Genomic DNA, 20,794 nt, shown 5'->3' on the forward strand with positions numbered 1-20,794 from the left:
TCTCGGTAATCCTGCCAGGTGAAGCCCCGGTGATCGCCTCGCAGGTGCCCCTGGATTCGCGGCCGGTAGATCAGCCTGCCGCGTTCGCAGATCTCGCCATTGGCGCCCTCCGCTTCACCGGCTGCGACAACACCCCGCCGCCCTGCGCAAACACGGCCGAGACGCCGCCCAGCCACAGGCCACCCTCGGCATCGCGTGATCAAACCGGACAGACTCTCTGACGACGCCGCCCTGGGGCGGATGCCACCGCCGGGAAGGTGCACACGATCGACGCGGGAACGGCCGCGCGGCCGGGGCGGTGGAGTCGACTCAGGAAGTCGCTGTGGGAACGAGGTGGTCGAGTCCCTGCGCACTGCCCGTCGCGGCCTCGATCGAGCGCGGCAGCATGATGCTCTCGTAGGCGCGGACGGCGTCGTCGACGCTGGATTCGGTGACGAGGGCGTGGGCGAGGTCGGAGCCGTCGAGCATAGCGAGATTGGCGCCCAGCCCGACCGGGGGCATCAGGTGCGCGGCGTCGCCCAGCAGCGTGACACCGGGAACGTGCTCCCAGGTGTGCGGGGCGGGCAGGACGAAGAGGGGCCGGTTGATGAACCCGCTGTCGCCGTTGCTCAGGATGTAGCGCAAGCTCTCGTCCCAGCCGTCGAACATCGTCAGCAGGTGCGTGCGTACAGTCCGCTCGTCGCCGAGGTCGATTCCGGCAGCCACATGCCAGTCCTCCGGCGCGCGGAGCGCGATGTAGGCGCGTACGTGGCCGTTGCTGTTGCGCTGGGCGACCAGGGACATGCCGACGCCCTTCGCCAGCATCGATCCGTTGCCGACCAGCCGCGCGAGGTCGGGATGGCGGGTGTCGCAGTGGTCGAATCCGGTCTCGACGAAGGTGACGCCGGTGTAGCGGGGTGCGGCGTGCGACAGGGCCCGGCGGACGCGTGACCAGGCGCCGTCGGCGCCGACCACCAGGTCGAAGTCCTCGGCGGTGCCGTCACCGAAGAGCAGCCGGCAGGTGCCGTCCGGCAGCGGGGTGACCCTGCTGACGGCGCGGTCCCACCGCACCGTGCCCTCGGTGATCGAGTCCAGGAACAGACCGCGCAGTTGGCCACGGTCGATCTCCGGTCGGCCGCCGACGGCGGACGGCCCCTGACGCGCCAGGAGGGCGGCGTCGGCGAAGTCGAGCACGCGCCACTCCTCTCCTTCGGGGCGGGAGAGGGCTTGGAATCGGTCGAGAAGCCCCGCCGCCCGCAGGGCGGCCTGACCGGTGTCGGCATGCAGGTCGAGGGTGCCGCCCTGCGGGCGGACGTCGGCGGAGGCCTCGCGTTCGAAGACAGTGACGGAGCGGCCGTGTCGCTGCAGGACTCGAGCGCAGGTCAGGCCACCGAGGCCAGCGCCGACAATCGCGATGCGGGGACCACGAGCAGGGGTCATGGGAGTGTCCCTCGGGAGGTGAGTGAGCCGCCGGGAGGTCCGGCCTCACCAAGAAAGCACACTCACTCCATAAGTGCAATCACTAAACTTTCATAGTCGATACACATTGAGGTATGGTGAGCGAGTGACCGAACCGACCGGGCGCCGCGAGCGCAAGAAGGCCCAAACCCGCCAGTCCCTGGCCGACGCCGCACTTGAGCTCTTCCTCGACCGCGGCTACGACCAGGTCGGCGTCAAGGACATCGCCGACGCCGCCGACGTCTCGGTGACCACCTTGTTCAAGCACTTTTCCGGCAAGGAAGCTCTGGTCTTCGACCAGGACGACGACCTGGAGGCGGCACTCGTTGCCGCCGTGCGCGACCGCACCCCCGGCACGTCGATCCCGCAGGCCCTGCGCGAACACATCCTGCTGAAGCAGACCCAGTTCGCCGTGCATGCCACGGACCCGCGGTTCGCGGATTTCACGCGCATGGTGCAGGAGACCCCCGCGCTGCGCGACTACGCCCACCGCATGTGGACGCGCCACGAAGCGGCCCTGGCGCGGGCCATCGCCGAGGCTGTCGGTGCCTCCGAGGACGACGTCAGTTGCGCCGCTCTGGCTCATTTCGCCCTGGAGGCCCGCGGCCTCATCCTGCGGCACGCCGAGCCGCACCGCGCCGCCGACGAGGCCTTCGCATTGCTCGAACACGGCTGGGCGGCCTCCCACCCGGGCAGCTGACCCGGTCTGCGCGGAGCCCTGGTGTGCGTGGACGCGTGGCGCGCCCTCACAGGTTCGACCTGAGTAGGGGCCCCAGCAGGCGAACCCGATGACCACGCCATCGGCCGGTCCCGCGGCGGGCTGACCACAAAGATTCACCTTGCTGCAGACGACCGCTGTCGGCCACTGGCCTTCCATCTCACCGCCGGGCTGGCGGGGGATGCGGGCCGCCTCCACGGAGGTCATGGCCCGCCTGCGCATTCCCCGGCCGCGAGGGCGACCCCGCGCCAGGCCGGACGTGATCCTTGCGGACAAGACACCCCATGCAGCTATGGGGTGTCTTGTCGGCGCGCACGCGATCCGGCCGGGTGCGTGGCCCGCCCGGCCGTGATCACGATGGACATGGGCTTCTAGCCCTGCTCGACGGCCAGTGCAGCTTGGTGGTCAGGCCGCCCCGCGAGCACGCGAGCCCGTGGTCGTCCGGCTCGACGGTGACGCCGCCGGGCGGCTCCTTCTGCAGCTCCCCTTTTTCCCCGCCCCGGCGGCGTGCTGGTGGGCCCGGCACACCGTGGAATCCACGTTGATCTCCCAAGTGATCAAACACCATCCCCGTAGCGCCACCCGCCGACGTGGAAGTCGCCCGCGACAGCGCTGGGCGGTGGCGGCACCCGGCTTGCCCACACCGCATCCGCGCGGACTTCGACGTCCATCGCCACCTCTGAGCCGAGGTGTTGCAACGACCGCTAGCCGACGGCCGCCCGCTGCTGCATGGTCGGCGCTTGGCCGTGATCAGCGATGTGCCGGCGCATCTGATCGGGTGATGTCGGGCTCGGCTGACTTGCGCCGGCCTGGTCGTCCTGCCTTGTCAGCGGCGAGTCGGTTGCAGGCGCTCGATGTTGTCGAGGTCGCCGGCGAGTAGGCTCCGGTGGCTGATGGTGAAGTCTCCGTTGAGCAGGTTCCGCCCTTCGCCGTAGTACCGGCCCACAACGGTGGTGGGCAGGAAGGAGCGCAGGCTGTGGCGCATGTTCCTGGGGTAGTCGACGGGTTGGCCCCAGTCGGCAGGGGCCTGGTCAGTGGAGAGCAGGACCCAGTGGTCCACGGGCACGGCGGCGTCGAGGTCTGGTGCCGCCCCGGTGTGGCTGTCCAGGGCCGGCACGGTCAACTGGTCGGGGTCGAAGGGCGGGTACCACAGCAGCAAGGGCCTGGCGCGTTGCGCGTCGGCGTTGTCGAAGCAGCACACGGCGATGGTGCGGTCAGGGAAGTGGGCGGCGTAGAAGCGCAGGAGGGCCGGGTCGAGGTCCGGGCGGCGGTGCAGCGGCACTTGCCGCAGCGCGGTGGGGTCGGTGGCCAGGAGCACCGTGTAGACGTCGTGCTCGAAGACCTGGACAGGCTGCGGTTCCGCGCTCATCCATGCGATGCCGTCAGCTCCGGCGGCGACGCGTTCCACGGCGGCGACCATACGGTGCAGGACGTCGCCGGTGCGCCCAGCGGAGAGGAAGTGCCTGGGGGTGAGCTGCCTGGTGGGCAGATGCACCAGCATGGCGTTCGGTCCGTCCGCCAGATTGACTACGGTGTTCTGGTAGCCGAGGACGTGGATCAGCCATGCACCGGGTGGTGCTGCCTTCCGCAGTACACGATCGTGCCGGAGAACGCGGCCTCACCTGTCGAGATGCACATGGCGGCAAGGTACCGCTCATCCGCCCGGGACGAATGCGGTGGCGGCCAGGAAGGCGTCGACCGGGTCGGGGCAGTACTGGATCTGCTTGAGCCTGCCCTTCACGGCCGGGTGACCTGCCCGGGTCGGCGGCGGCGAGGGCACGATCTGGTGAGCACCCTGCACCGGGCGAATCAGCCGACGCACGAGGTTTCTCCCACTCAAGGGCAGATTCCGCGAACTGAACCAGGAACTTGCCCGTGAGGACGGAATCAGCGTCCGGCGAGTGTGCGACCCCCTCAGCTTTCCCGGTCTCGAGAGGCACGCCGTACGGCCTCCAGCACGGTGCTCTCGTCGAAGCCCACGGCGGCAGCCCGTGCAACGAAGTCTAGAGTTCTCTCGGAGATGTCGGGTGGTACACCCCAGTGGGTGCCTGGTGGCGGCGGGCCACCCGTGTTCCAGCGCCGCGGCGGGTCCGGATCAGGGAGGCCGCCTCCCATGCCCGGTAGGCGCGGGTCACGGTACCCGCGGCGAGGCCGGGGTAGGCGGCCAGTTGTCGTACCGTCGGCAGTCGCTAGCCCTCTGTCAGCCGGCCATCGCTGATCGGGTCGGCGAGTTGGGCACGGATCTGTTCGCAGGGTGGGACGGGGCTGGAGGTATCGACACGGACGGCGACGCTGCTCACCGATGTGCTCCCTCGCCCGTGCGGTGCCACCGTCCGGCCCGGGGTGAGCAGACGGTGCACACCGTCCAGGGCGCGGCGATCAGGGAGACAGACGCCCGACGTCAAGACTGTGCCGCACGTGTCCACTTGACCTGCTGTCATACCCCGGCGACGAGATAGCAGCGGAGGTGGCTCGGCTGCGGACCCTCGGCGCCACCGACCTCGACGTCGGGCAGGGCGACGTCCTGTGGACGTGTCTGATCGGCCCGAAGCAGCAATCGCCTACCGCGGCTCCCGCTTCACCGGCGCGTGAGCACGCGGAACTCGTTGCCGTCGGGGTCGGCCAGCAGCGCTGCGCCCTCCCCGCCGTGGGCGGAGTCGAGACGCTTCGCCCCGAGGGAGAGCAGGCGCTCGACCTCCGCTTGCTGATCGTCGTCCGGTGCGATGTCGAAGTGCAGGTCCTTGCCGGGGTCCGGCATGAGTGGCGGACCACCCCACGTGATCTTCGTACCGCCGTTCGGTGACTGGATGGCGGTCTCCTCGTCCTGGTCCCAGACCAGCGGCCAGCCCAGCGCCTCGCTCCAGAAGTAGCCCACCGTCCGCGAACCATCACAGGCGAGCGCTCCGATGAAGCCGCAGCCGGCGAGGAAATTGTTGCCCGGCGCGATGACACAGAACTCGTTGCCCTCGGGGTCGGCCAGTACCACATGGGACGCGTCCGGACCCTGGCCGACGTCAGCGTGCTGCGCACCGAAGTCGAGCGCCCTGGCCACGGTCTCCTGCTGGTCCTCCAGGGAGGAGCTGGTCAGGTCGAAGTGCAGCCGGTTCTGGGCGGCCTTCTGCGTTTGGGAGGGACGGAAGCCGAGGCGGTAACCGGCCTCATTCCCGGACAGCAGGGCGACACCATCGTAAGAATCGTCGGCTCTCTCCAAGCCCAGGACGCCGGACCAGAAATGCGCTAGGCGCTCGGGCTGGTGCGCGTCGAAGGAGATTGCGAAGAGTCGGCTGCTCATTGGCCCACGCATCCTCGGTCCGTTGAGTGCCAACGGTCGGCAGGGCGCCGTGTCAGCGCCTCGAACGAGGATCCTATGAGCGGGCCAGCCTCAGTTGCAGCCGAGTATTCAGCGCCCCGGAGCCGGAGCTGCACTTCGCGGCCCGGGCTGCGAGTTGCTGGCTGATGCGGGTGAGGACAGCCCCCAGCCCTGAATGACCGTCCGGCCCGCACCTCGTTAACGTCTACCGGTCTGACTCAGTCGGAAGGGGCACCAGATCGTGGCCGTCGCAGTGCGGGTGGGGTGCACTACCACAGGGTGCTTTCGACGTTCAGCGGGCGGCAGCAGTGGGCGCCCGGTTGAAGCTCGCGCGATAGGCCGTGGGAGTGAGTCCAACCCGTCCGACCATGTGCTTGCGGAGGGAGTCCGCGCTGCCCAGACCGCTTTTCCTTGCTACTTGATCCATGGGCAGCCCGGTGGTCTCCAGAAGCTCTCTGGCCCGGTCGATGCGCCGGTGCAGCAGCCATTGGAGCGGGCTCAGTCCAGTCTCTGCGTGGAAGCGTCGGGTGAGAGTGCGCACGCTCGTCTTGGCGTGATTGGCCAAGTCGGTCAGGGTGAGCGCGCGATCAAGGTGTTCGAGCGCCCAGACGCGGGTGGGTGCGAGTGAAGTGCCGCGCTCCGGCGGCAGCGGGGTCTCAATGAACTGGGACTGGCCGCCCGGCCGTACGGGAGGGACGACCGCGAGCCGCGCGGCCGCGTTGGCGGCCGACGCGCCGTAGTCGATCCTGACCAGATGCAGGCACAGGTCGATGGCGGCCGCTGCGCCCGCCGAGGTGAAGATGCCACCGTCCTCGACGAAGAGGAGGTCGGGCTGTACATCGATGGACGGAAATCGGCTGGCGAGGTCGTCGGCCAGTCCCCAGTGGGTGGTGGCGCGGAGCCCGTCGAGCAGGCCGGCCTGGGCCAGTACGAACGCACCCGTACACAGGGAGGCGATTCGTGCGCCGGTGGCTGCGGCTTTCCGTAGAGCGTCCAGGACCTCCGTGGGAGCCTGCTCGCCGCCGCTGCCGACGGCGATCACCGTGTCGGCGCCCTCCATCGCATCCAGGCCGTCCGGCACCACGATGTCGGGGCCGCCGACGGTCGGCGTCGGGCCGGGCCGCGCCGTACAGACATGCACGTCGTAGTGCTCGACGTTGTTGAACACCATGAGCGGGATCGAGACGTCGAAGCTCAGCACGGGCGGCACGATGACTGCGGCGACGCGATGCATGGCCAGATCCTCCGGAGGGTTGGCATTGTGGCCACTATCCCATGAAGTCGTAGAGCGGCACCGTTGTCGGCATGAAATCTCATGTGATCGTGGGTCGTGGGGCCGCTGCGTCGACTACCGCTCTTCTTCTTGCCGAAGACGGCGAGCGGGTGCGAATGATCAGCCGGACGGGCGGCGGGCCTGACCACCCGCTCATCGACAAGGTCGCCGCGGACGCGACCGACACCGACCGGCTCACCGAGCTGACAGAGGGGGCGGACACGCTGTTCACCACCGCCGCGCCGCCGTACCACCTCTGGCCCGAACAGTTCCCGGTCTTGTCGGCGTCGCTCCTCAGCACGGCAAGGCGGACCGGGGTCGCGTACGTCATGCTCGGCAACCTTTACGCCTATGGGCCGGTGAGCGGGCCGATCACGCCTGACTTGCCCCTGACGGCGACCGGTCCCAAGGGGCGGACCAGAGCGCGGGCCTGGGAGGAGGCCGCCGCCTCAGGAGTGAAGGTCACCGAGGTGCGGGCCGCCCAGTTCTACGGCGCCGGCGCTGTCTCGGTGTTCAGCCTCATGGTGCAGCGGCAGGTCATGGAAGGCAGGCTCGTCCTGGTGCCGCAAGAACTCGACGTGCCACACAGTTACTCGGCGATCGGCGACACCGCACGCACGCTGGTTGCGGCGAGCCGCAACGAGCAGGCGTACGGCCGTGCCTGGCACGTACCCACCTCGACCCTGTCGGTGCGGGAACTGGCCGGGCGACTCGCCGACCTCGCGGATGCCCCGAAACCGCGGATGGAAGAGATGACCGAACGCGACCTGACCCTGCTGGCGTTCACCGAGCCCTTCTGGGCGGAAATGCACGAAGTACTCACCAAGCCCGGCCACCCGTTTGTCATCGACTACTCCGAGACCGAGAAGATCCTCGGCGTGAGCGTCACTCCGGTGAACGACGTACTCGGGGAAGTGATCTAGTGCTCTGACCGCGTAGGTTGGCCGGTTTGGTGATCGTGGCGGTTGGACGGGTGGTGACGTCCGATCCAACCGCTGGAGGTGCGGTGGCCGAGCCTGTCCGTGTGCGCAGACTGACCAACCAGGAGGGGCGGAAGCTGCAGCAGATCGTGCGTCGGGGCAACACCAGCTCGATGCGCCATCGGCGCGCCATGATGCTGTTGGCCTCGGCCGGCGGGAACCAGGCGCTGGTGATCGCCCAGTTGGTGCAGGCCGACGAGGACACCAGCCGGACCTTGTCCAGAAGACCTACAACCACCGGCCGACACGCCGATCTCACCTGAAGTGCTCACCGGCCCTCTTCCGGCGCTGACCGCCGGTCGGCGAGGCGATCCTGGTCGGCGGCGTTGCCGGCACGAGCCTCGGTGCGGTGACCCCGTGCCAGGTAGTCCCGGACGATCAACTCGACAGCATCCTGCGGACTCCTGGTGCCAGCCAGCAGCATGACCTCGATGGCCAAATCGCTGTCCAGGCTGATGGTGACCTTCGCCATGACACCTCCTGAAGGGTTCCGGCCGAGCCTATCCAAGCGGCTAACGGTCGGCGATGGGCAGGTTGCCGCACCCGGGAAAGAGGGACGGAGCCGGAATCCAGTCGTCTCAAGCGGACGATGCTGCAGGCGAGTTGGAGCAGGCCGAGATGGAGGTCGGCGCGTATCTCGTAGCGGATGCGGAGGCGTTTGAACTGGTGGAGCCACGCGAAGGTGCGCTCGACGACCCAGCGGGTCTTGCCGAGTCCGGACCCGTGAGGAGCGCCGATTCGGGCAATCTTGGGTGTGATGCCGCGGGTCCGGAGGATGCGGCGGTACTTGTCGAAGTCGTAGTCGCGGTCGGCGAAGACCCGTCGGGGGCGATTGCGGGGCCGGCCGACCAGCCCGCGGACTGCGGGGGTCGCGTCCAGGAGCGGCATGAGCTGGGTGAGGTCGTGTCGGTTTCCGCTGGTCAGGGTAAGGGCGAGTGGGGTCCCGTGCCGGTCGGTGGCGAGGTGGTGCTTGCTGCCCGGGCGGACGCGGTCGACCGGCGAAGGTCCGGTGTGAGCCCCCTTTGAGCGCCCTGATGTGCGAGGCGTCGACCGCAGCGTCATCCAAGCACCCAACAGGTCCTGCCGACGCAACACTCAACTGCCAATCCTCACAACGAACTTCATTCTGAAACGATCAGTTGGTAGAAAACAACTCGCTTGGAAGTCCGCGGAGCCGGGCGAAGGAAAGTCGACGCCGGGGCAGTCCGCCGTTCCTCACCCGGTCGCTGCGTTTTTGGAGCGGAGTGCGACCCGCAGTCGCCCTGCCGGGCCCCCGTGACCGCAGCGGACGGAGCGGGGAGCCGTGGCGGTCGTACCGCGAGCGCACCGCTCGCTGACGCCTGGACAAGGAGCTACTGCTGCCGTGGGACCGCCATCTCCCCGAGGAACGACCAGTCATCCTGCGGAACGCTCGCGTTCACGATGCGCGGCGTCTCGACGAGATGCGGCGGCAGCGTCTGCTGCGCAGCCTTGAAGTGCGCGGACTGCACATGCGTAGCCCCTGCCTGGTCGTCGCGGAAGGCCTCGACCAGGACGTACTCCGTCGGTTCGTCCACACTGCGCGACCAGTCGAACCACAGACAGCCGGGCTCGGCGCGCGTCTCCCGGGTGAAGTCAGCGGTGATCTCGGGCCAACGGTCGGCGTCTTCGGGACGGACTCGGAACTTCGCGGTGATGAAGATCATGGGATTCCTTCGCTGATGGCTGTGCAACTGCATCAAAACAAACGTTGTGCATACGGCACCGGCAGGACGGCGAGCCGATCCACGAGAGGCGGGCTTCGCTTGCGTTCCGGCCGCGCCATCAGGACTCATGGCGACGCGATCATACGAGCTGGGCTCGCCGGTGCCGGCCGGCGGACTCCACGACACCGAACGCGTCGCCGTAGTGGCGGACGGATCGTTACGACCGGAGTACCAGTTTTCCGTTCCCGTACGGAAGGACCTTGGCGCGCGGCAGGTGCACGAAAACCTCCTCGCTGACCGGAACTCCCTCCTCCCGCGGCGTCTTGACCCTGACGGGTTGCCCTGCGACCTCGACCTCGAGCACACGCTGCGCGCCGTGGTCGCTGACGCCCCTCAGCCGGCCGGGGAAGGTGTTGGGGCCGGGGTCCTTGACGATCTTGACGTATTCGGGCCGGACACCGACCTGAACCTCGGTCGTGCACCGGGGGATGTCCCAGGCGACGGACAGCGGGCGACCGCCCAGCGCGAAGGGCCCGTCGTTTCGGTTCACGGTCAGGACCTCTGCGGGTGACGATCGAGGACATGCTGCAGGATCACGCTCACCGGCAGGTCGTGCGGATCGGCGACACCGTCCGCCGACCCGTCCAGCCCTGGACCGAAACGGTGCACGCACTGCTGCGCCATCTCGAAGCAGTGGGCTTCCCCTTCGCTCCGCGGGCCCTGGGGATCGACGAGGAAGGCCGCGAGGTCCTCAGCTATGTCGAGGGAGAGTCGGGATCGCTGGGGTGGGCCAAGGTCGTGGAAGACGACGGCTTGACCGCCTTTGCCCGGCTGCTGCGCGAGTACCACGACGCCACGGCGGGTTTCACCCCGCCCGACAACGCCGCCTGGGCTGACGATGCGACGGAGTCCACCGGCGGTGAGGTGATCTGCCACGGTGACTTCGGCCCGTGGAACGTGGTCTGGCAGGGACGGCAGCCGGTGGGCCTCATCGACTTCGACTTCGCTCGCCCGGCAGCACGCCTGCACGACATCGCCTACGCACTGCAGTACGTGGCACCGTTCAGGGACGACACCGAGTGCACCCGTTGGCTCCGCTATCCGCAACCGCCCGACCGCCGTCGACGCCTGCAACGCTTCTGTACCGCCTACGGCCTCCGCTCCACCACCGACATCGTCGACGCCGTCATCCGCGAGCAGCGGGAAAACGCCGAACGAGTACGCCGGCTGGCCGATGCCGGGCACGAACCCCAGGCAACCTGGGCGGCCGACGGTTACCTGCAGGACCTCGAAGACAAGTCGGCATGGAGCCAAGCCCACCGACACCTGTTTGAGTAGCGCCTCCGGTCGGCTGCTGTCGTCCATCAGCTCGGGAACACGGGCTCGCGCGACCGGCGACCTCGACGTCGAGGTTACGGTCGGGTGGTCACCGGAGCCGTGGGCGCGGCACGTGCCTGTCGTCTTCACACGCGGCGCAGGACCTTCGACCCGTGCCACCGGCAGATGGTGAGAGCGAAGTGGAGGTCGAAGGCGTTGGCGTCGAGGTCGAGATCGTAGTGGTCGACGGCGCGCTGGATCCGGTAGTGGACGGTGTTGCGGTGCACCATCAGCTGGTCCGCGGTGGCGGCGTAGCTGCGATTGGTTGCGAGGTAGACACGGAGCGTCTCGCGGAGGAGTTCGCGGCGGCGGTCGTCCACGGCGAGCTCGCCGAGGGTGTCGAAGACGAAGTCGGCCAGTTCGCGGGGTTCCTGGACCAGGAGGGCGACGGGGGCGACCCGGGTGAAGGCCACCACTGCGGGAGTGCCGGCCCCCGCGGAGAGAGCGAGGGCCTTGGCGCGGGCGGCGGCGCGGGTGCTGCGGCGGAATCCGTCCAGGTCCGGCCGGACGGTGCCGAGGGCGACACGCACCGGCAGCGCGGCGTCGGCCAGTTCGGCGGCAATGGTGTCGGGGTCCACCGGGCGGTCGCGCCTGACGGCCAGCCAGATGCGGACGCCCGCCTCGTCGGTGTGGACCAGCAGGGGGCGGCCATGGGCATGCAGGACGGTGGACAGCAGCGAGGCCAGCCGGTCGAAGACGGCGGTGGGGTCGGTGGTCGCCGTAGTGCCGTGGAGCCAGCCCTCGACGGCGAGGTGGTTGCCGGACAACCGGTAGTCGAGGGCTGCCTGGGCCTGTCGCAGATCGACACGGGGGTTGTCGAGGAGCTGGCTGACCCAGTACTGGCGCAGCATGCCGCGGGTGCCCACCCATCGTTCCCGCTCCTCCTCGTAGACACGGCCGATCTGGTCGCTGACCCGGTCCACATAGGCGGAGCTGAGGCTGACCAGGGTGATCACGGTGTTCGCCGGGTCCGGCAGCCCCAGTCGGACCGCCTCGCCGAGGATCAGGTCCAGGCTCTGCGCATGGCCGAGCCGGTAGGCACGCAGCAGGGCGGAGAGCGGAACGTCGCGCTGGGCGAGCCTGCGGGCGTAAGAGACGGCCGAGGCCGGCGCGTCCACGGTCTGCGGGTCGATGCGGTTGATGATGACGTGCAGGGCCGTGACGATGTTTTCGGTGATGCTGGCTTCCAGGAGCCCGTGCAGCGGTTCGTCGTGTTCCAGTTGGGCGATCTCCGCCTCGGTGGTGGCGACCAGCTTGGCGATGACCTCGTCCCGGCGCTCCTGCATCACCTGAGCCACGAGGACGACCGGGTCGGGTGCGCCGTCCGCCGACCGTCCCACGGCGCCGCTCACCGGTCCAGGTACCGCAGTGCGGAGCGAGCGGCGTTCGCACCGCACATGCCGTGCACCCCCGCACCGGGTGGGGTGGCTGCCGAGCACAGGTACACGCCGGGGATGCCGGTGCTGTAGGGGTCGAGGGACATCCGGGGGCGCAGCGCGACCTGCCGGGCGGTGTTGGCACCGGCGACGATGTCGCCACCGACGAAGTTCGGGTTGTACCGGGCCAGTTCGGTGGTCGAGCGTGTCGAGAGTCCCACGACGCGCTCCCGGGCCCCGGGCGCGAACCGCTCGATCTGGCGCAGCACCGCCTCGGTGGCGTCACCGGGGTGGCCGTGCGGGACGTGGGCGTAAGCCCACACGGGGTGGATGTCGCCGCGGGAGCGGCCGGGATCGGCGAGGTACTGCTGGCCGACCAGGACGAACGGGCGCTCGGGCATCCGGCCGGCGGCGGTCTGCGCCTCCGTTCGGACGACCTCCTCCAGGGTGCCGCCCAGGTGCACGGTGCCCGCGCGGCGGCATGCCTCATGGGTCCACGGGATGCCGTCCTGGACGGCGATGTCGACCTTGAACGCCGCCGGGCCGTGCCGCCAGCCGCGGTAGGCCCGGCGCACCCGGCCGGGCAGCCGGTCGCCGCAGATGCGTGCCGCGGCTCCGGGCGCGGTGTCGAGCATGACGATCCGGGCGGGGGCCAGTTCGGCCAGGGAGTCCACCCGCACCCCCGTCTCGATGGTCCCGCCGAGCCGGCCGAGCAGTACGGCCAGCGCATCGGTGATGGTCCGCGAGCCGCCGCGGGCGACGGGCCAGCCGAAGCGGTGGGCGGCGCCGACGAGCATCAGCCCGACCGCGGAACCGGCCGGCCCGGTCAGCGAATACATCAGATGGGCCGCCGCCCCCGCGAACAGCGCCCTGGCTTCGTCGGTGCGCCAGCGCCGGGCCATCGCCGTCGCGGGCTGGAGTGCCCTGAGCCCGAACCTGGCCAGTGCCACCGGGTGGGCGGGCAGATGAGGCACCGGGCGCAGCACGTCCTCGATGAGCGCTTCGAAGCGGTCGGCCAGCGGGGCGAACAACCGCTCCCAGGCCGGACCGTCCGCGCCGAGCCCGCGCGCGGTCCGCTCCATGGAGCGGACCAGCACCCCGGCCCGCCCGCCGTCCAGCGGGTGGGCCAGATCGACCTCGGGCCACGCCCAGTCGACGCCGTAGCGCTCCAGGCCGAGGGTGCGCAGGAACGGTGAGCCGACGCCCAGCGGGTGGACGGCGGAGCAGTGGTCGTGCAGGACGCCGGGAACGGTCAGTTCGCTGCTCCTGGTGCCGCCGCCGATCTCGTCGGCGGCCTCCAGGACGGTCACCTTCAGCCCCCGCTGGGCCAGGGCGACGGCGGCGGCCAGCCCGTTCGGGCCGGCCCCCACCACGATCGCGTCACTCATGTGCGGCCGCCGCCTCGGTCGCCGGACGCGGGCTCAGGACGGGCTCCACGGGAATCGCGGGCGCCTCGTCGTCCAGCCACGGCTGCCGGGTCACCATCTCCCCCACGTTCACATACCCCTCCTCGATCAGGCCGCTCGCCGCGTCCACGATGCGGTAGTGCTGGCGCTGCCGGTGGGTGGGCTGGGACTCCAGCACGACGACACGCAGGTCGCCCGGCGTGAAATCGCACCGCTGCTGTACGGCGGCCACCAGCTGCTCGTTGTGCAGATGGCCGTCGCCGAAGTTCCAGCCGAGGACCGCTCCCGCCACGGTCTCGCCGTCCCGGACATCGTATGACTCCACGTCGTCCACGGCTCGCGGCAGCAGCCCGGCCAGCGCGCGGCCGTGGCTGTGCATCGCCCGCCAGGCCAGCCCCTGGTGCAGCACCAGCTCGGCTGCCTCGGCTCCGTACAGGCGGGTGAGCTGGTCCACGGGCAGACCGGACGCCTTCACGACGTGCTCGCCCAGCCGGTGCTCGACGCCCTTGCGGAAGCACCACAGGCTGGTGGCCCAGTTGCCGGCGTAGTAGCGCATCGAGGGGAGGAAGGACACCAGGTCGGGGCGGACGTGCCCGAGCAGCGGGACCACGGCCAGGCTCAGCACCAGCACCGCGGCCAGCCACGGGGAGTGCACGGTGAAGGCGCCGACCGCCGCGTCGTGTCCGAAGAGGACGAGCGCCGAGTAGATGAAGAAGACGTTCCACTCCAGGGGCACACCCATCGGGAAGGTCGACATGATGTGCAGGTGGAAGACGACCATCACGGCCAGCGCCGCCGTGGTGACGGGACCGCCGTTCGAGAGCGCCAGGACCAGCGGCACCGCGTATTCGATGACCGTGCCGCCGTGCGCGGCCGCCGCGGCGAGAGCGGACGGCCTGAGATCGTCGGGGTGGCGGCGGTACAGCCGGCGTTTGAACCAGGCGGGGCGCAGCGGGCTGTTGCTGATCATCACCGCCACGACGAACGGGAAGTGGCGGTTGAGCTTGGAGGAGGCGGCGCCCCACCACAGGGCGAGCATGACCAGTTTCAGCGCGGCGGTCATGTCGCTCGCCGGGAAGAGGAAGACCACGAGCGTCAGACCGTAGTGCTCCGCGCGGGCGGCGAGGAAGACGGTCTTGTCCCGCAGCCCGAGCACCGCGAGCAGCGCGGCGAGGACGGCGACGCGCCAGGGAGCCAGCACGCCGGACGCGCCCGGTGCGCCTGCCTCGGCCGGTGAGCACAGCAGCCACACCGCCGCCCCCAGCAGCGCCGCGTACAGGCCCGCATCGGTGACGGTTCGCCGGCTTCCCGCGGTGAACGGGATCCGGCCGGGCCACGGGGGCAGCCGTACCGTGCCGGGGCGCAGCCAGTGCAGAAAGGCGCCCACCGGCGGCAGGAAGTGCGAGCTGAGCGGGCCCGAACCGCAGCCGAGGCCCAGCACCTCCCACAGCAGTGTCCACACGACGAGTTTCTGATAGACGATCGGCTGCGCCCACCAGGAACCGACGTGCGCGATGCCGCCGACGCCCGGGGTCGCGGAGACGACCGCGATACCGCCGAGTGCGTACAGGGTGATCTTCACCAGGTACAGCAGGTGCACGATGCCGGGGGTGCCGAAGCCGTACAGGGTCCAGTGCTCGGCCAGCGGCCTGATGCGTTGCGGGTAGGGGCGGTCGCGCCACTGAGGCAGGTCGACGTCCGCCGTGTTGGGTGCGAGGAATCCCATGGCTGCTCTCCCTCCCCTGTTCAGCCGGCCACGGTGACGGCGGCGGTCCTGGCCCGCAGCGCGGGCTTGTCCGTCTTGCCGACGGGATTCCTGGGCAGCCGGTCGACGAAGGTGATCGCGGTGGGTACCTTGAACCGGGCCAGCCGGGCCCGGCAGTGGTGGAGCAGTTCGCCCGTGTCGGTCGCCGCGCCGGGGCGCAACGCCACGAACGCCACCGGTACTTCGCCGAGCCGCGGCTCGGCGGCGCCCACCACGGCGGCTTCGAGCACATCGGGGTGGTCGCCGAGGACGGTCTCGACCTCCTTGGGATAGATGTTCTCGCCGCCTCGGATGATCAGGTCCTTGATGCGGTCGAGCAGCACCAGACAGCCGTCCTCGTCGAAGCGGCCGACATCGCCCGTGTGCAGCCAGCCGTCGACCACTGCGCGGGCGGTTTCCTCCGGGCGGCCCAGGTAGCCGCGCATCACGTTGGGACCGCGGACGACCACTTCGCCGGTCTCGCCCGCCGGGACGATCCGGCCGTGCGCGTCCATCACGGCGACCTGCTGGCCGGGCAGTGGCCGTCCGACCGTGCCGGGCTTGCGCGGGCCGTCCAGCGGGTTGGTGGTGGAGGCGCAGGTGCCCTCGGTGAGGCCGTAGCCCTCCAGGACAGGGATGCCGTAGCGGCGCTCGAACCGCTTGATGAGCGCGGGCGGCATCGGGGCCGCCCCGCAGGCGGCGAACCGCACCGACGAGGTGTCCGGCCGTACGTGGTCCGGCAGTTCGGCGAGCATCGAGTAGATCGCCGGGACCGCGGAGAAGCAGGTCGGGCGGGCGGTGGCGATCAGGTCGAAGAAGGTCTCGGCCCGAAACCTTCCGGCCACCGTGACCCGGCCGCCGGCCAGCAGCGGGGACAGCACGCCGACCACGATCCCATTGACGTGGAAGAGCGGCAGGACCAGAAGGCTGTGGTCGGCCTCGGAGAGCCGGGCAGCCTCGATCATCATGCCCGCCATGGCGGCGAGGTTGGCGTGGTCGAGCATGACCCCCTTGGGGCGCCCGGTGCTTCCGCTGGTGTAGATCAGCAGGGCGAGCGCGTCCGCGTCCGTCTGCGGTGCGGTCATGTCCTGCGCCGCGGCACGCAGTTCGGCCACCGTGAGCGTCCCGGCGTGTGGCGACGGCTCCGTGGTGAGGACCACCGCGGCCCCTGCGTCGCCGAGCTGGTACCGCACCTCGTGCTCGGTGAGCGCCGGGTTGACCGGGGTCACCGCCGCGCCGAGTCGCCAGGCGGCGAAGAGCGCGACGACGAAGTCCACCGTGTTGGGCAGCAGAAGGGCCACCACGTCCCCGCGCCCGATCCCCCGCGCCCGTAGGACCGCCGCAGCCCGGCGGACCCGGCGGGCGAACGCCGCGTTGTCCAGGGCCGACGTCCCGTCGGCTGCGAAAGGACCGTCCGGGTCCCGGCGGGCCCGCAGATCTGGCAGTTCCGCGATGTGCATGTCGGCTCCTCGTGGTACGTCGACGGACGTAGGGCGGACGGGAGGCCCGTCCCGACGCGGGACGGATGTCCGGTACATGAGGAGAGACGGTACGAATCGGCGGGCTTCGCGGCCCATGGGCGCGGACGACGACGCTCGCGGCCGGAGTTGTGCGCGGCGCACGAAGCCGGGCGGTACGCGGGAACTGGTCCGCGCCGGCCCCGAGGCACGCTTCACTCGGGGCCGGCGCGGGGCCGTGGGGCGTCCGGGTCAGACGAAGGCGCTCTCGCCGGTGACGGCCTTTCCGACGATGAGGGTGTTCATCTCGCGGGTGCCTTCGAACGAGTAGATCGCCTCGGCGTCGGCGAAGAACCGGGCGATGTCGTAGTCGAGCACGATGCCGTTGCCGCCGAAGATCTCGCGGCACCACGCGACCACCTCACGCATCCGCGAGGTGACGTACGCCTTCGCCAGCGAGGAGTGCTCGTCGCGGAAGACGCCGGCGTCCTGCAGCCGGGCGAGCCGGACCAGCATGCCCCAGCAGGCGGTGATGTTGCCGAGGCTCTTGACCAGCAGGTCCTGCACCATCTGGAAGCGTGCGATCGGGCGGCCGAACTGCTCGCGTTCCTTGGCGTAGTGGAGCGCCAGCTCATAGGCGCCGATCATCACGCCGAGTGCCTGCCAGGCGACCCCGCTGCGGGTGGCGCGGAGGATCTCCGCCACGTCACGGAAGGAGTTGATGCGCTGCAGCCGGTTGGCCTCGGGCACCTTGACGTCGGTCAGGGTGATCTCGGCGTTCTCCACGATCCTGAACGCGATCTTGTTCTCGATCTTCACCGGGGAGAAGCCCGGGGTGCCCTTCTCCACCACGAAGCCCTTGACCTTGTCGTCCGCCTCATCGCGGGCCCAGACGACCACCAGGTCGGCGAAGGTGGCGTTGCCGATCCACCGCTTGGCGCCGTTGAGCACCCAGTTCTCGCCGTCCCAGCGGGCCGTGGTGCGCATGCCCCCGCCCACGTCGGAGCCGCCGAGCGGCTCGGTCATCGCGAAGGCGCCGATGGTCTCCAGCGCGGCCATCGAGGGCAGCCAGCGGTCCCGCTGCTCCTGGTCGCCACCGCGGTAGATGCTGTACATCGCCAGGCCGCTGTGCACGCCGAAGAAGGTGGCGCTGGAGGCGTCGGTGCGGGTGTACTCCATCGAGAGCATGCCGACCAGCAGGTTGCTTCCGGCGGGCAGGGGGTCGCCGTACCCCTCGTAGGGGACACCGGCCAGTCCCAGCTCGCGGAATTTGACGATGAGCTCGCGAGGGAACTCCCCCTTCGCCCAGTACTCGTTGACCAGCGGCTTGACCTCGGTGCGCATGAACGACCGCGCGCGCAGCAGCAGTTCGCGCTCGTCCGGCGGCAGCAGCGACTCGAAGTCGTAGAAGTCCGCGGCCAACCGCTCGTCGGCGCAGGCCTTCTCGGAAGCCTTCTCGGATGCCTTCTCGGGCAGCAGGGCGGTCATGACCGGGGCTCCTTCTCCAGGCTGGTGGCGCTGTCCCGGGCGGACAGCACGGCGATCTGCTTGGCGTCGCGTTCCCGGGCCAGGTCGGCGTAGGAACGGCAGCCGTAGGCGTCCTCGACGGCCGCGACGAGCCGTTCGGTCTGTTCGGGGCTCTGCTCCGGGCGGCCGAGCGAGTCCCACATCCTCTGCATCGACACGCCGATGTGCTCGGCCATGTGCCGGTAGCCCCCGGGACCGCCGCCGAGGTGCGCGCCGAGGAACGGTCCGACCGTCGCCCAGCGCAGGCCGAGCGAGTTCACCATCACGGTGTCCAGCTCCGCGGGGCTGACGACGCCCTGTTCGACCAGGTAGATCGCCTCCCGACTGAGGGCGTTCTGCAGGCGGTTGCCGACGAAGCCGGGGATCTCCTTGCGTTCCACAACCGGGACCCGGCCGACGAAGCGGTAGAAGTCCACGGCCCGCACCACGCTCTCCTCGGAGGTACGCTCCCCCGGCACCACCTCCACCAGCGGCACCAGGTGGGGCGGGTTGAAGGGGTGGCCGATCAGGATGCGGTCGGCCTCCTCGATGGTGTCGGTGAACGCCGTGGCGGGGATCGCCGAGGAGGAACTGAGCAGCAGCGCGTGCGCGGGGGCCGCACCGACCAAAGTGGTGAACAACTCCCGCTTGAAGTCGGCGTTCTCCGGCCCGTTCTCCTGGACGATGTCGGCGTCGCGCACCGCGTCGGCGAGGTCGTCGGCGATGTGCACCCGCTCGGCGAGTCCGTGCGCGTCCATGCCCTGCGCGGCCAGCTGCCCGGACGTCCGGTCGAGCGCCTCGGCGACCGCCTCGGCCAGATCCGGCCGCGGGTCGGTGACGCGTACCCGCATGCCGTGGCCGGCGAAGAGCGCGGCCCAGGACAGGCCGATCGTCCCGGCGCCGACCACCGCGGCGGTCGTGAATGGCTCGGTCATCACGTGTCTTCCCTCTGCTCTTCCTTCTGCCGTGGCCGTGTTCACCGCGCGAGTTGGGCGGGGTGGGCCAGGTAGTCGTGGACGGGCTTGACCGGCGCCAGGGTCAGGTCGGTCAGGATGTGGCTGGCGGAGACAACCTCACGCACCGGCAGATCGGCCAGCGGGGCCAGCACGTGCTCGAAGAGCTGCAGCCGGGCGGGGCCGGTCCAGGCGCCCTTCACCGTGATGTCGGCGGTCTCGCTGCGCACCAACTGCGCCACCTGCGGCGCCCCGTCGAACCCGGGTACCAGCTTGAGCATGTAGGTCGGCACGCCGACCTGAGCCACGGCCTCCTCGACCGACAGCTCGTAGTGCTTGTAGCCCATCGTGGCGGTCGCCACCCGCAGCGTGCCGACGTCGAGGACACCGACCAGCGCTCCGTGGTCGACGTAGAGGGCGGGCGATCCGGCGGTCTTGGGATAGGCACTGGCCTCGCGGCCGGACGTGATGGCCGGAAGGTTGTCCAGGTACATCGCGTGCAGGTACTCGCCCCGCTCGCCTTCGTGACGGACCGGGATCGCCTGGCCGGACTCGGTGTACGGTCCGTATCCGCTGACGTCACCCATGCGCATGACCTCGAAGCGCACCAGCGGCTCGTCGATCTCCAGCGGTTCGGGCACGACGGCGCGCAGTGCCTCGTGGTCGGTGCGGTAGACGATGTTGAGATACTCGCGGTTGGTGAAGCGCGGCACGACCGGCGGATAGGCCGGGTTGGTCAGCGGCGTCGCGATGTGCCGGGGTATGTCGTACTGATGCATCGTGTGTTCTCCCTCTGGCCTACCGGCCCTGCCAGACCGGGGAGCGGCGCTCGGTGAAGGCGGTCATGCCCTCGGTCACGTCGGCGGAGGCGGCGAGCCGGGCCATCTGCCCCGCCTGCACGGCGAACGCCTCCTCCTCGGGCGCGCCGTCGGCGGCGCGGACGAGTTCCTTGACGGCGGCCAGTGCCAGCGGGGCGTTCCGCGCGATCCGCTCGGCCAACTGCAGGGCGGCGGCGACCGTTTCCCCGGACGGCACGACACGATTGGCGATGCCCAGCCGGCCGGCCCGTTCGCCGGTGACCGGTTCGCCGGTCACCAGCAGTTCCATGGCCAGGTGGTACGGGATGCGCTTGGGCAGCCGGATCACTCCGCCGCCCGCCGCGATCAGCCCGCGGCTGACCTCGGGCAGGCCGAACCGGGCATCGCCCGCGGCGACGATCAGATCGCAGGCCAGGGCCAGTTCGAACCCGCCTCCCATGGCCCAGCCCTCGACGGCGGCGATCAGCGGCTTGGTCGTGCGGGCCTGGGTCAGGCCGCCGAAGCCGCGCCCGGGAATCTCGGGCGATTCACCGGCCAGCGCGGCCTTGAGGTCCATTCCGGCGCTGAACGTGCCGTCGGCACCGGTGAGCACGCCGGCCCGCAGGCAGGGGTCCGCCTCCAACTGGTCGAGGGCCGCGGACAGTCCTCGGGCGACGGCCGCGTTGACCGCGTTGCGCGCCTTCGGCCGGTCGATGGTGATGAGCAGTGCGGAACCGGTGGTCTCGGTCCGCACCTCGGTGGTGCTGTGCATGGT

At 70.1% G+C, this 20,794-nt stretch carries 19 protein-coding genes and 5 pseudogenes; 6 read left to right on the plus strand and 18 right to left on the minus strand.

From position 1 onward, the window contains the following. Positions 1 to 309: 309 nt before the first annotated feature. Positions 310 to 1,419 (minus strand): FAD-dependent oxidoreductase, encoded by a 1,110-nt coding sequence (locus ACFY01_RS15545; RefSeq protein WP_390736247.1) that lies wholly within the window; start codon positions 1,417 to 1,419, stop codon positions 310 to 312. Positions 1,420 to 1,543: 124 nt separating this feature from the next. Here ACFY01_RS15545 and ACFY01_RS15550 point away from each other — a divergent pair, with 124 nt between their 5' ends. Together ACFY01_RS15550 and ACFY01_RS15555 are read left to right on the plus strand one after the other, a co-directional pair. Beyond that, entirely contained in the window at positions 1,544 to 2,137 is a 594-nt protein-coding gene (locus ACFY01_RS15550; RefSeq protein WP_390736248.1) for a TetR/AcrR family transcriptional regulator, read from the plus strand. 75 nt (positions 2,138 to 2,212) lie between these two features. Then, positions 2,213 to 2,350 (plus strand): annotated as a pseudogene (locus ACFY01_RS15555) (IS5/IS1182 family transposase); the annotation flags it as partial. 187 nt (positions 2,351 to 2,537) lie between these two features. Here the strand turns inward: ACFY01_RS15555 and ACFY01_RS15560 are convergent. The 3 genes and pseudogenes from ACFY01_RS15560 to ACFY01_RS15570 all read right to left on the minus strand — a co-directional run. Next, a pseudogene (locus ACFY01_RS15560) lies at positions 2,538 to 2,713 on the minus strand (IS5/IS1182 family transposase); the annotation flags it as partial. A 268-nt stretch (positions 2,714 to 2,981) separates the two neighbouring features. Then, positions 2,982 to 3,656: a hypothetical protein gene (locus ACFY01_RS15565; protein WP_390736249.1), complete on the minus strand. Its 675-nt coding sequence runs from the start codon at positions 3,654 to 3,656 to the stop codon at positions 2,982 to 2,984. A gap of 153 nt (positions 3,657 to 3,809) precedes the next feature. Then, positions 3,810 to 3,977, minus strand: coding sequence for a hypothetical protein (locus ACFY01_RS15570; protein ID WP_390736250.1), 168 nt, complete (start codon positions 3,975 to 3,977; stop codon positions 3,810 to 3,812). 566 nt (positions 3,978 to 4,543) lie between these two features. On the opposite strand from ACFY01_RS15570, the pseudogene ACFY01_RS15575 reads away from it, so the two are divergent. Beyond that, positions 4,544 to 4,706 (plus strand): annotated as a pseudogene (locus ACFY01_RS15575) (VOC family protein); the annotation flags it as partial. Between the two features lie 27 nt (positions 4,707 to 4,733). On the opposite strand, the gene ACFY01_RS15580 reads toward ACFY01_RS15575, so the two are convergent. Next, on the minus strand, positions 4,734 to 5,447 hold the full coding sequence (locus ACFY01_RS15580) for a VOC family protein (protein WP_390736251.1): 714 nt from the start codon (positions 5,445 to 5,447) through the stop codon (positions 4,734 to 4,736). Positions 5,448 to 5,757: 310 nt separating this feature from the next. Next, positions 5,758 to 6,699 carry a GlxA family transcriptional regulator gene (locus ACFY01_RS15585; RefSeq protein ID WP_390736252.1) on the minus strand — a complete coding sequence of 314 codons (942 nt, stop codon included), beginning with the start codon at positions 6,697 to 6,699 and terminating at the stop codon, positions 5,758 to 5,760. 155 nt (positions 6,700 to 6,854) lie between these two features. Between ACFY01_RS15585 and ACFY01_RS15590 the strand changes: the two genes are divergently transcribed. Next, a complete protein-coding gene (locus tag ACFY01_RS15590; RefSeq protein ID WP_390736253.1) occupies positions 6,855 to 7,661 on the plus strand; it encodes an NAD-dependent epimerase in 807 nt (268 codons plus the stop codon). Between the two features lie 83 nt (positions 7,662 to 7,744). Then, positions 7,745 to 7,945: pseudogene (locus ACFY01_RS15595) on the plus strand (IS630 family transposase); the annotation flags it as partial. A 41-nt stretch (positions 7,946 to 7,986) separates the two neighbouring features. On the opposite strand, the gene ACFY01_RS15600 reads toward ACFY01_RS15595, so the two are convergent. The 4 genes and pseudogenes from ACFY01_RS15600 to ACFY01_RS15615 form a co-directional block, all read right to left on the minus strand. Further along, positions 7,987 to 8,190 (minus strand): hypothetical protein, encoded by a 204-nt coding sequence (locus tag ACFY01_RS15600; protein ID WP_030677427.1) that lies wholly within the window; start codon positions 8,188 to 8,190, stop codon positions 7,987 to 7,989. A 95-nt stretch (positions 8,191 to 8,285) separates the two neighbouring features. Next, positions 8,286 to 8,784: pseudogene (locus ACFY01_RS15605) on the minus strand (IS5 family transposase); the annotation flags it as partial. Positions 8,785 to 9,070: 286 nt separating this feature from the next. Further along, complete coding sequence (locus ACFY01_RS15610; protein ID WP_390736254.1) at positions 9,071 to 9,403, minus strand: putative quinol monooxygenase; 333 nt, start codon at positions 9,401 to 9,403, stop codon at positions 9,071 to 9,073. Positions 9,404 to 9,620: 217 nt separating this feature from the next. After that, complete coding sequence (locus ACFY01_RS15615) at positions 9,621 to 9,953, minus strand: TOBE domain-containing protein (RefSeq protein WP_390736255.1); 333 nt, start codon at positions 9,951 to 9,953, stop codon at positions 9,621 to 9,623. Between the two features lie 17 nt (positions 9,954 to 9,970). Between ACFY01_RS15615 and ACFY01_RS15620 the strand changes: the two genes are divergently transcribed. After that, complete coding sequence (locus ACFY01_RS15620; protein WP_390736256.1) at positions 9,971 to 10,741, plus strand: phosphotransferase enzyme family protein; 771 nt, start codon at positions 9,971 to 9,973, stop codon at positions 10,739 to 10,741. Between the two features lie 125 nt (positions 10,742 to 10,866). On the opposite strand, the gene ACFY01_RS15625 is transcribed toward ACFY01_RS15620, so the two are convergent. The 8 genes from ACFY01_RS15625 to ACFY01_RS15660 all read right to left on the minus strand — a co-directional run bounded on the left by ACFY01_RS15625 (position 10,867) and on the right by ACFY01_RS15660 (position 20,791). Next, on the minus strand, positions 10,867 to 12,132 hold the full coding sequence (locus ACFY01_RS15625; RefSeq protein WP_390736257.1) for a PucR family transcriptional regulator: 1,266 nt from the start codon (positions 12,130 to 12,132) through the stop codon (positions 10,867 to 10,869). After that, positions 12,129 to 13,544, minus strand: a complete 1,416-nt coding sequence (locus tag ACFY01_RS15630) for a phytoene desaturase family protein (RefSeq protein ID WP_390736258.1) — start codon at positions 13,542 to 13,544, stop codon at positions 12,129 to 12,131. The genes ACFY01_RS15625 and ACFY01_RS15630 overlap by 4 nt, the downstream gene beginning before the upstream one ends. Next, a complete protein-coding gene (locus ACFY01_RS15635) occupies positions 13,537 to 15,288 on the minus strand; it encodes a DUF3556 domain-containing protein (RefSeq protein ID WP_390736259.1) in 1,752 nt (583 codons plus the stop codon). The genes ACFY01_RS15630 and ACFY01_RS15635 overlap by 8 nt, the downstream gene beginning before the upstream one ends. Before the next feature lie 20 nt (positions 15,289 to 15,308). Further along, positions 15,309 to 16,766, minus strand: coding sequence for a class I adenylate-forming enzyme family protein (locus ACFY01_RS15640; RefSeq protein WP_390736260.1), 1,458 nt, complete (start codon positions 16,764 to 16,766; stop codon positions 15,309 to 15,311). Positions 16,767 to 17,015: 249 nt separating this feature from the next. After that, positions 17,016 to 18,251, minus strand: a complete 1,236-nt coding sequence (locus ACFY01_RS15645; protein ID WP_390736261.1) for an acyl-CoA dehydrogenase family protein — start codon at positions 18,249 to 18,251, stop codon at positions 17,016 to 17,018. Continuing rightward, positions 18,248 to 19,249, minus strand: a complete 1,002-nt coding sequence (locus ACFY01_RS15650; RefSeq protein ID WP_390736262.1) for a 3-hydroxyacyl-CoA dehydrogenase NAD-binding domain-containing protein — start codon at positions 19,247 to 19,249, stop codon at positions 18,248 to 18,250. Before ACFY01_RS15650 ends, ACFY01_RS15645 begins: the two co-directional genes overlap by 4 nt. Then, on the minus strand, positions 19,246 to 20,001 hold the full coding sequence (locus tag ACFY01_RS15655; protein WP_390736263.1) for an acetoacetate decarboxylase: 756 nt from the start codon (positions 19,999 to 20,001) through the stop codon (positions 19,246 to 19,248). The genes ACFY01_RS15650 and ACFY01_RS15655 overlap by 4 nt, the downstream gene beginning before the upstream one ends. Before the next feature lie 19 nt (positions 20,002 to 20,020). After that, a complete protein-coding gene (locus ACFY01_RS15660; RefSeq protein ID WP_390736264.1) occupies positions 20,021 to 20,791 on the minus strand; it encodes a crotonase/enoyl-CoA hydratase family protein in 771 nt (256 codons plus the stop codon). Positions 20,792 to 20,794: the final 3 nt, after the last annotated feature.

Origin of the sequence: Streptomyces sp. NPDC001480, from assembly GCF_042894725.1 — a bacterium.
In the GTDB taxonomy this organism is placed as follows: domain Bacteria; phylum Actinomycetota; class Actinomycetes; order Streptomycetales; family Streptomycetaceae; genus Streptomyces.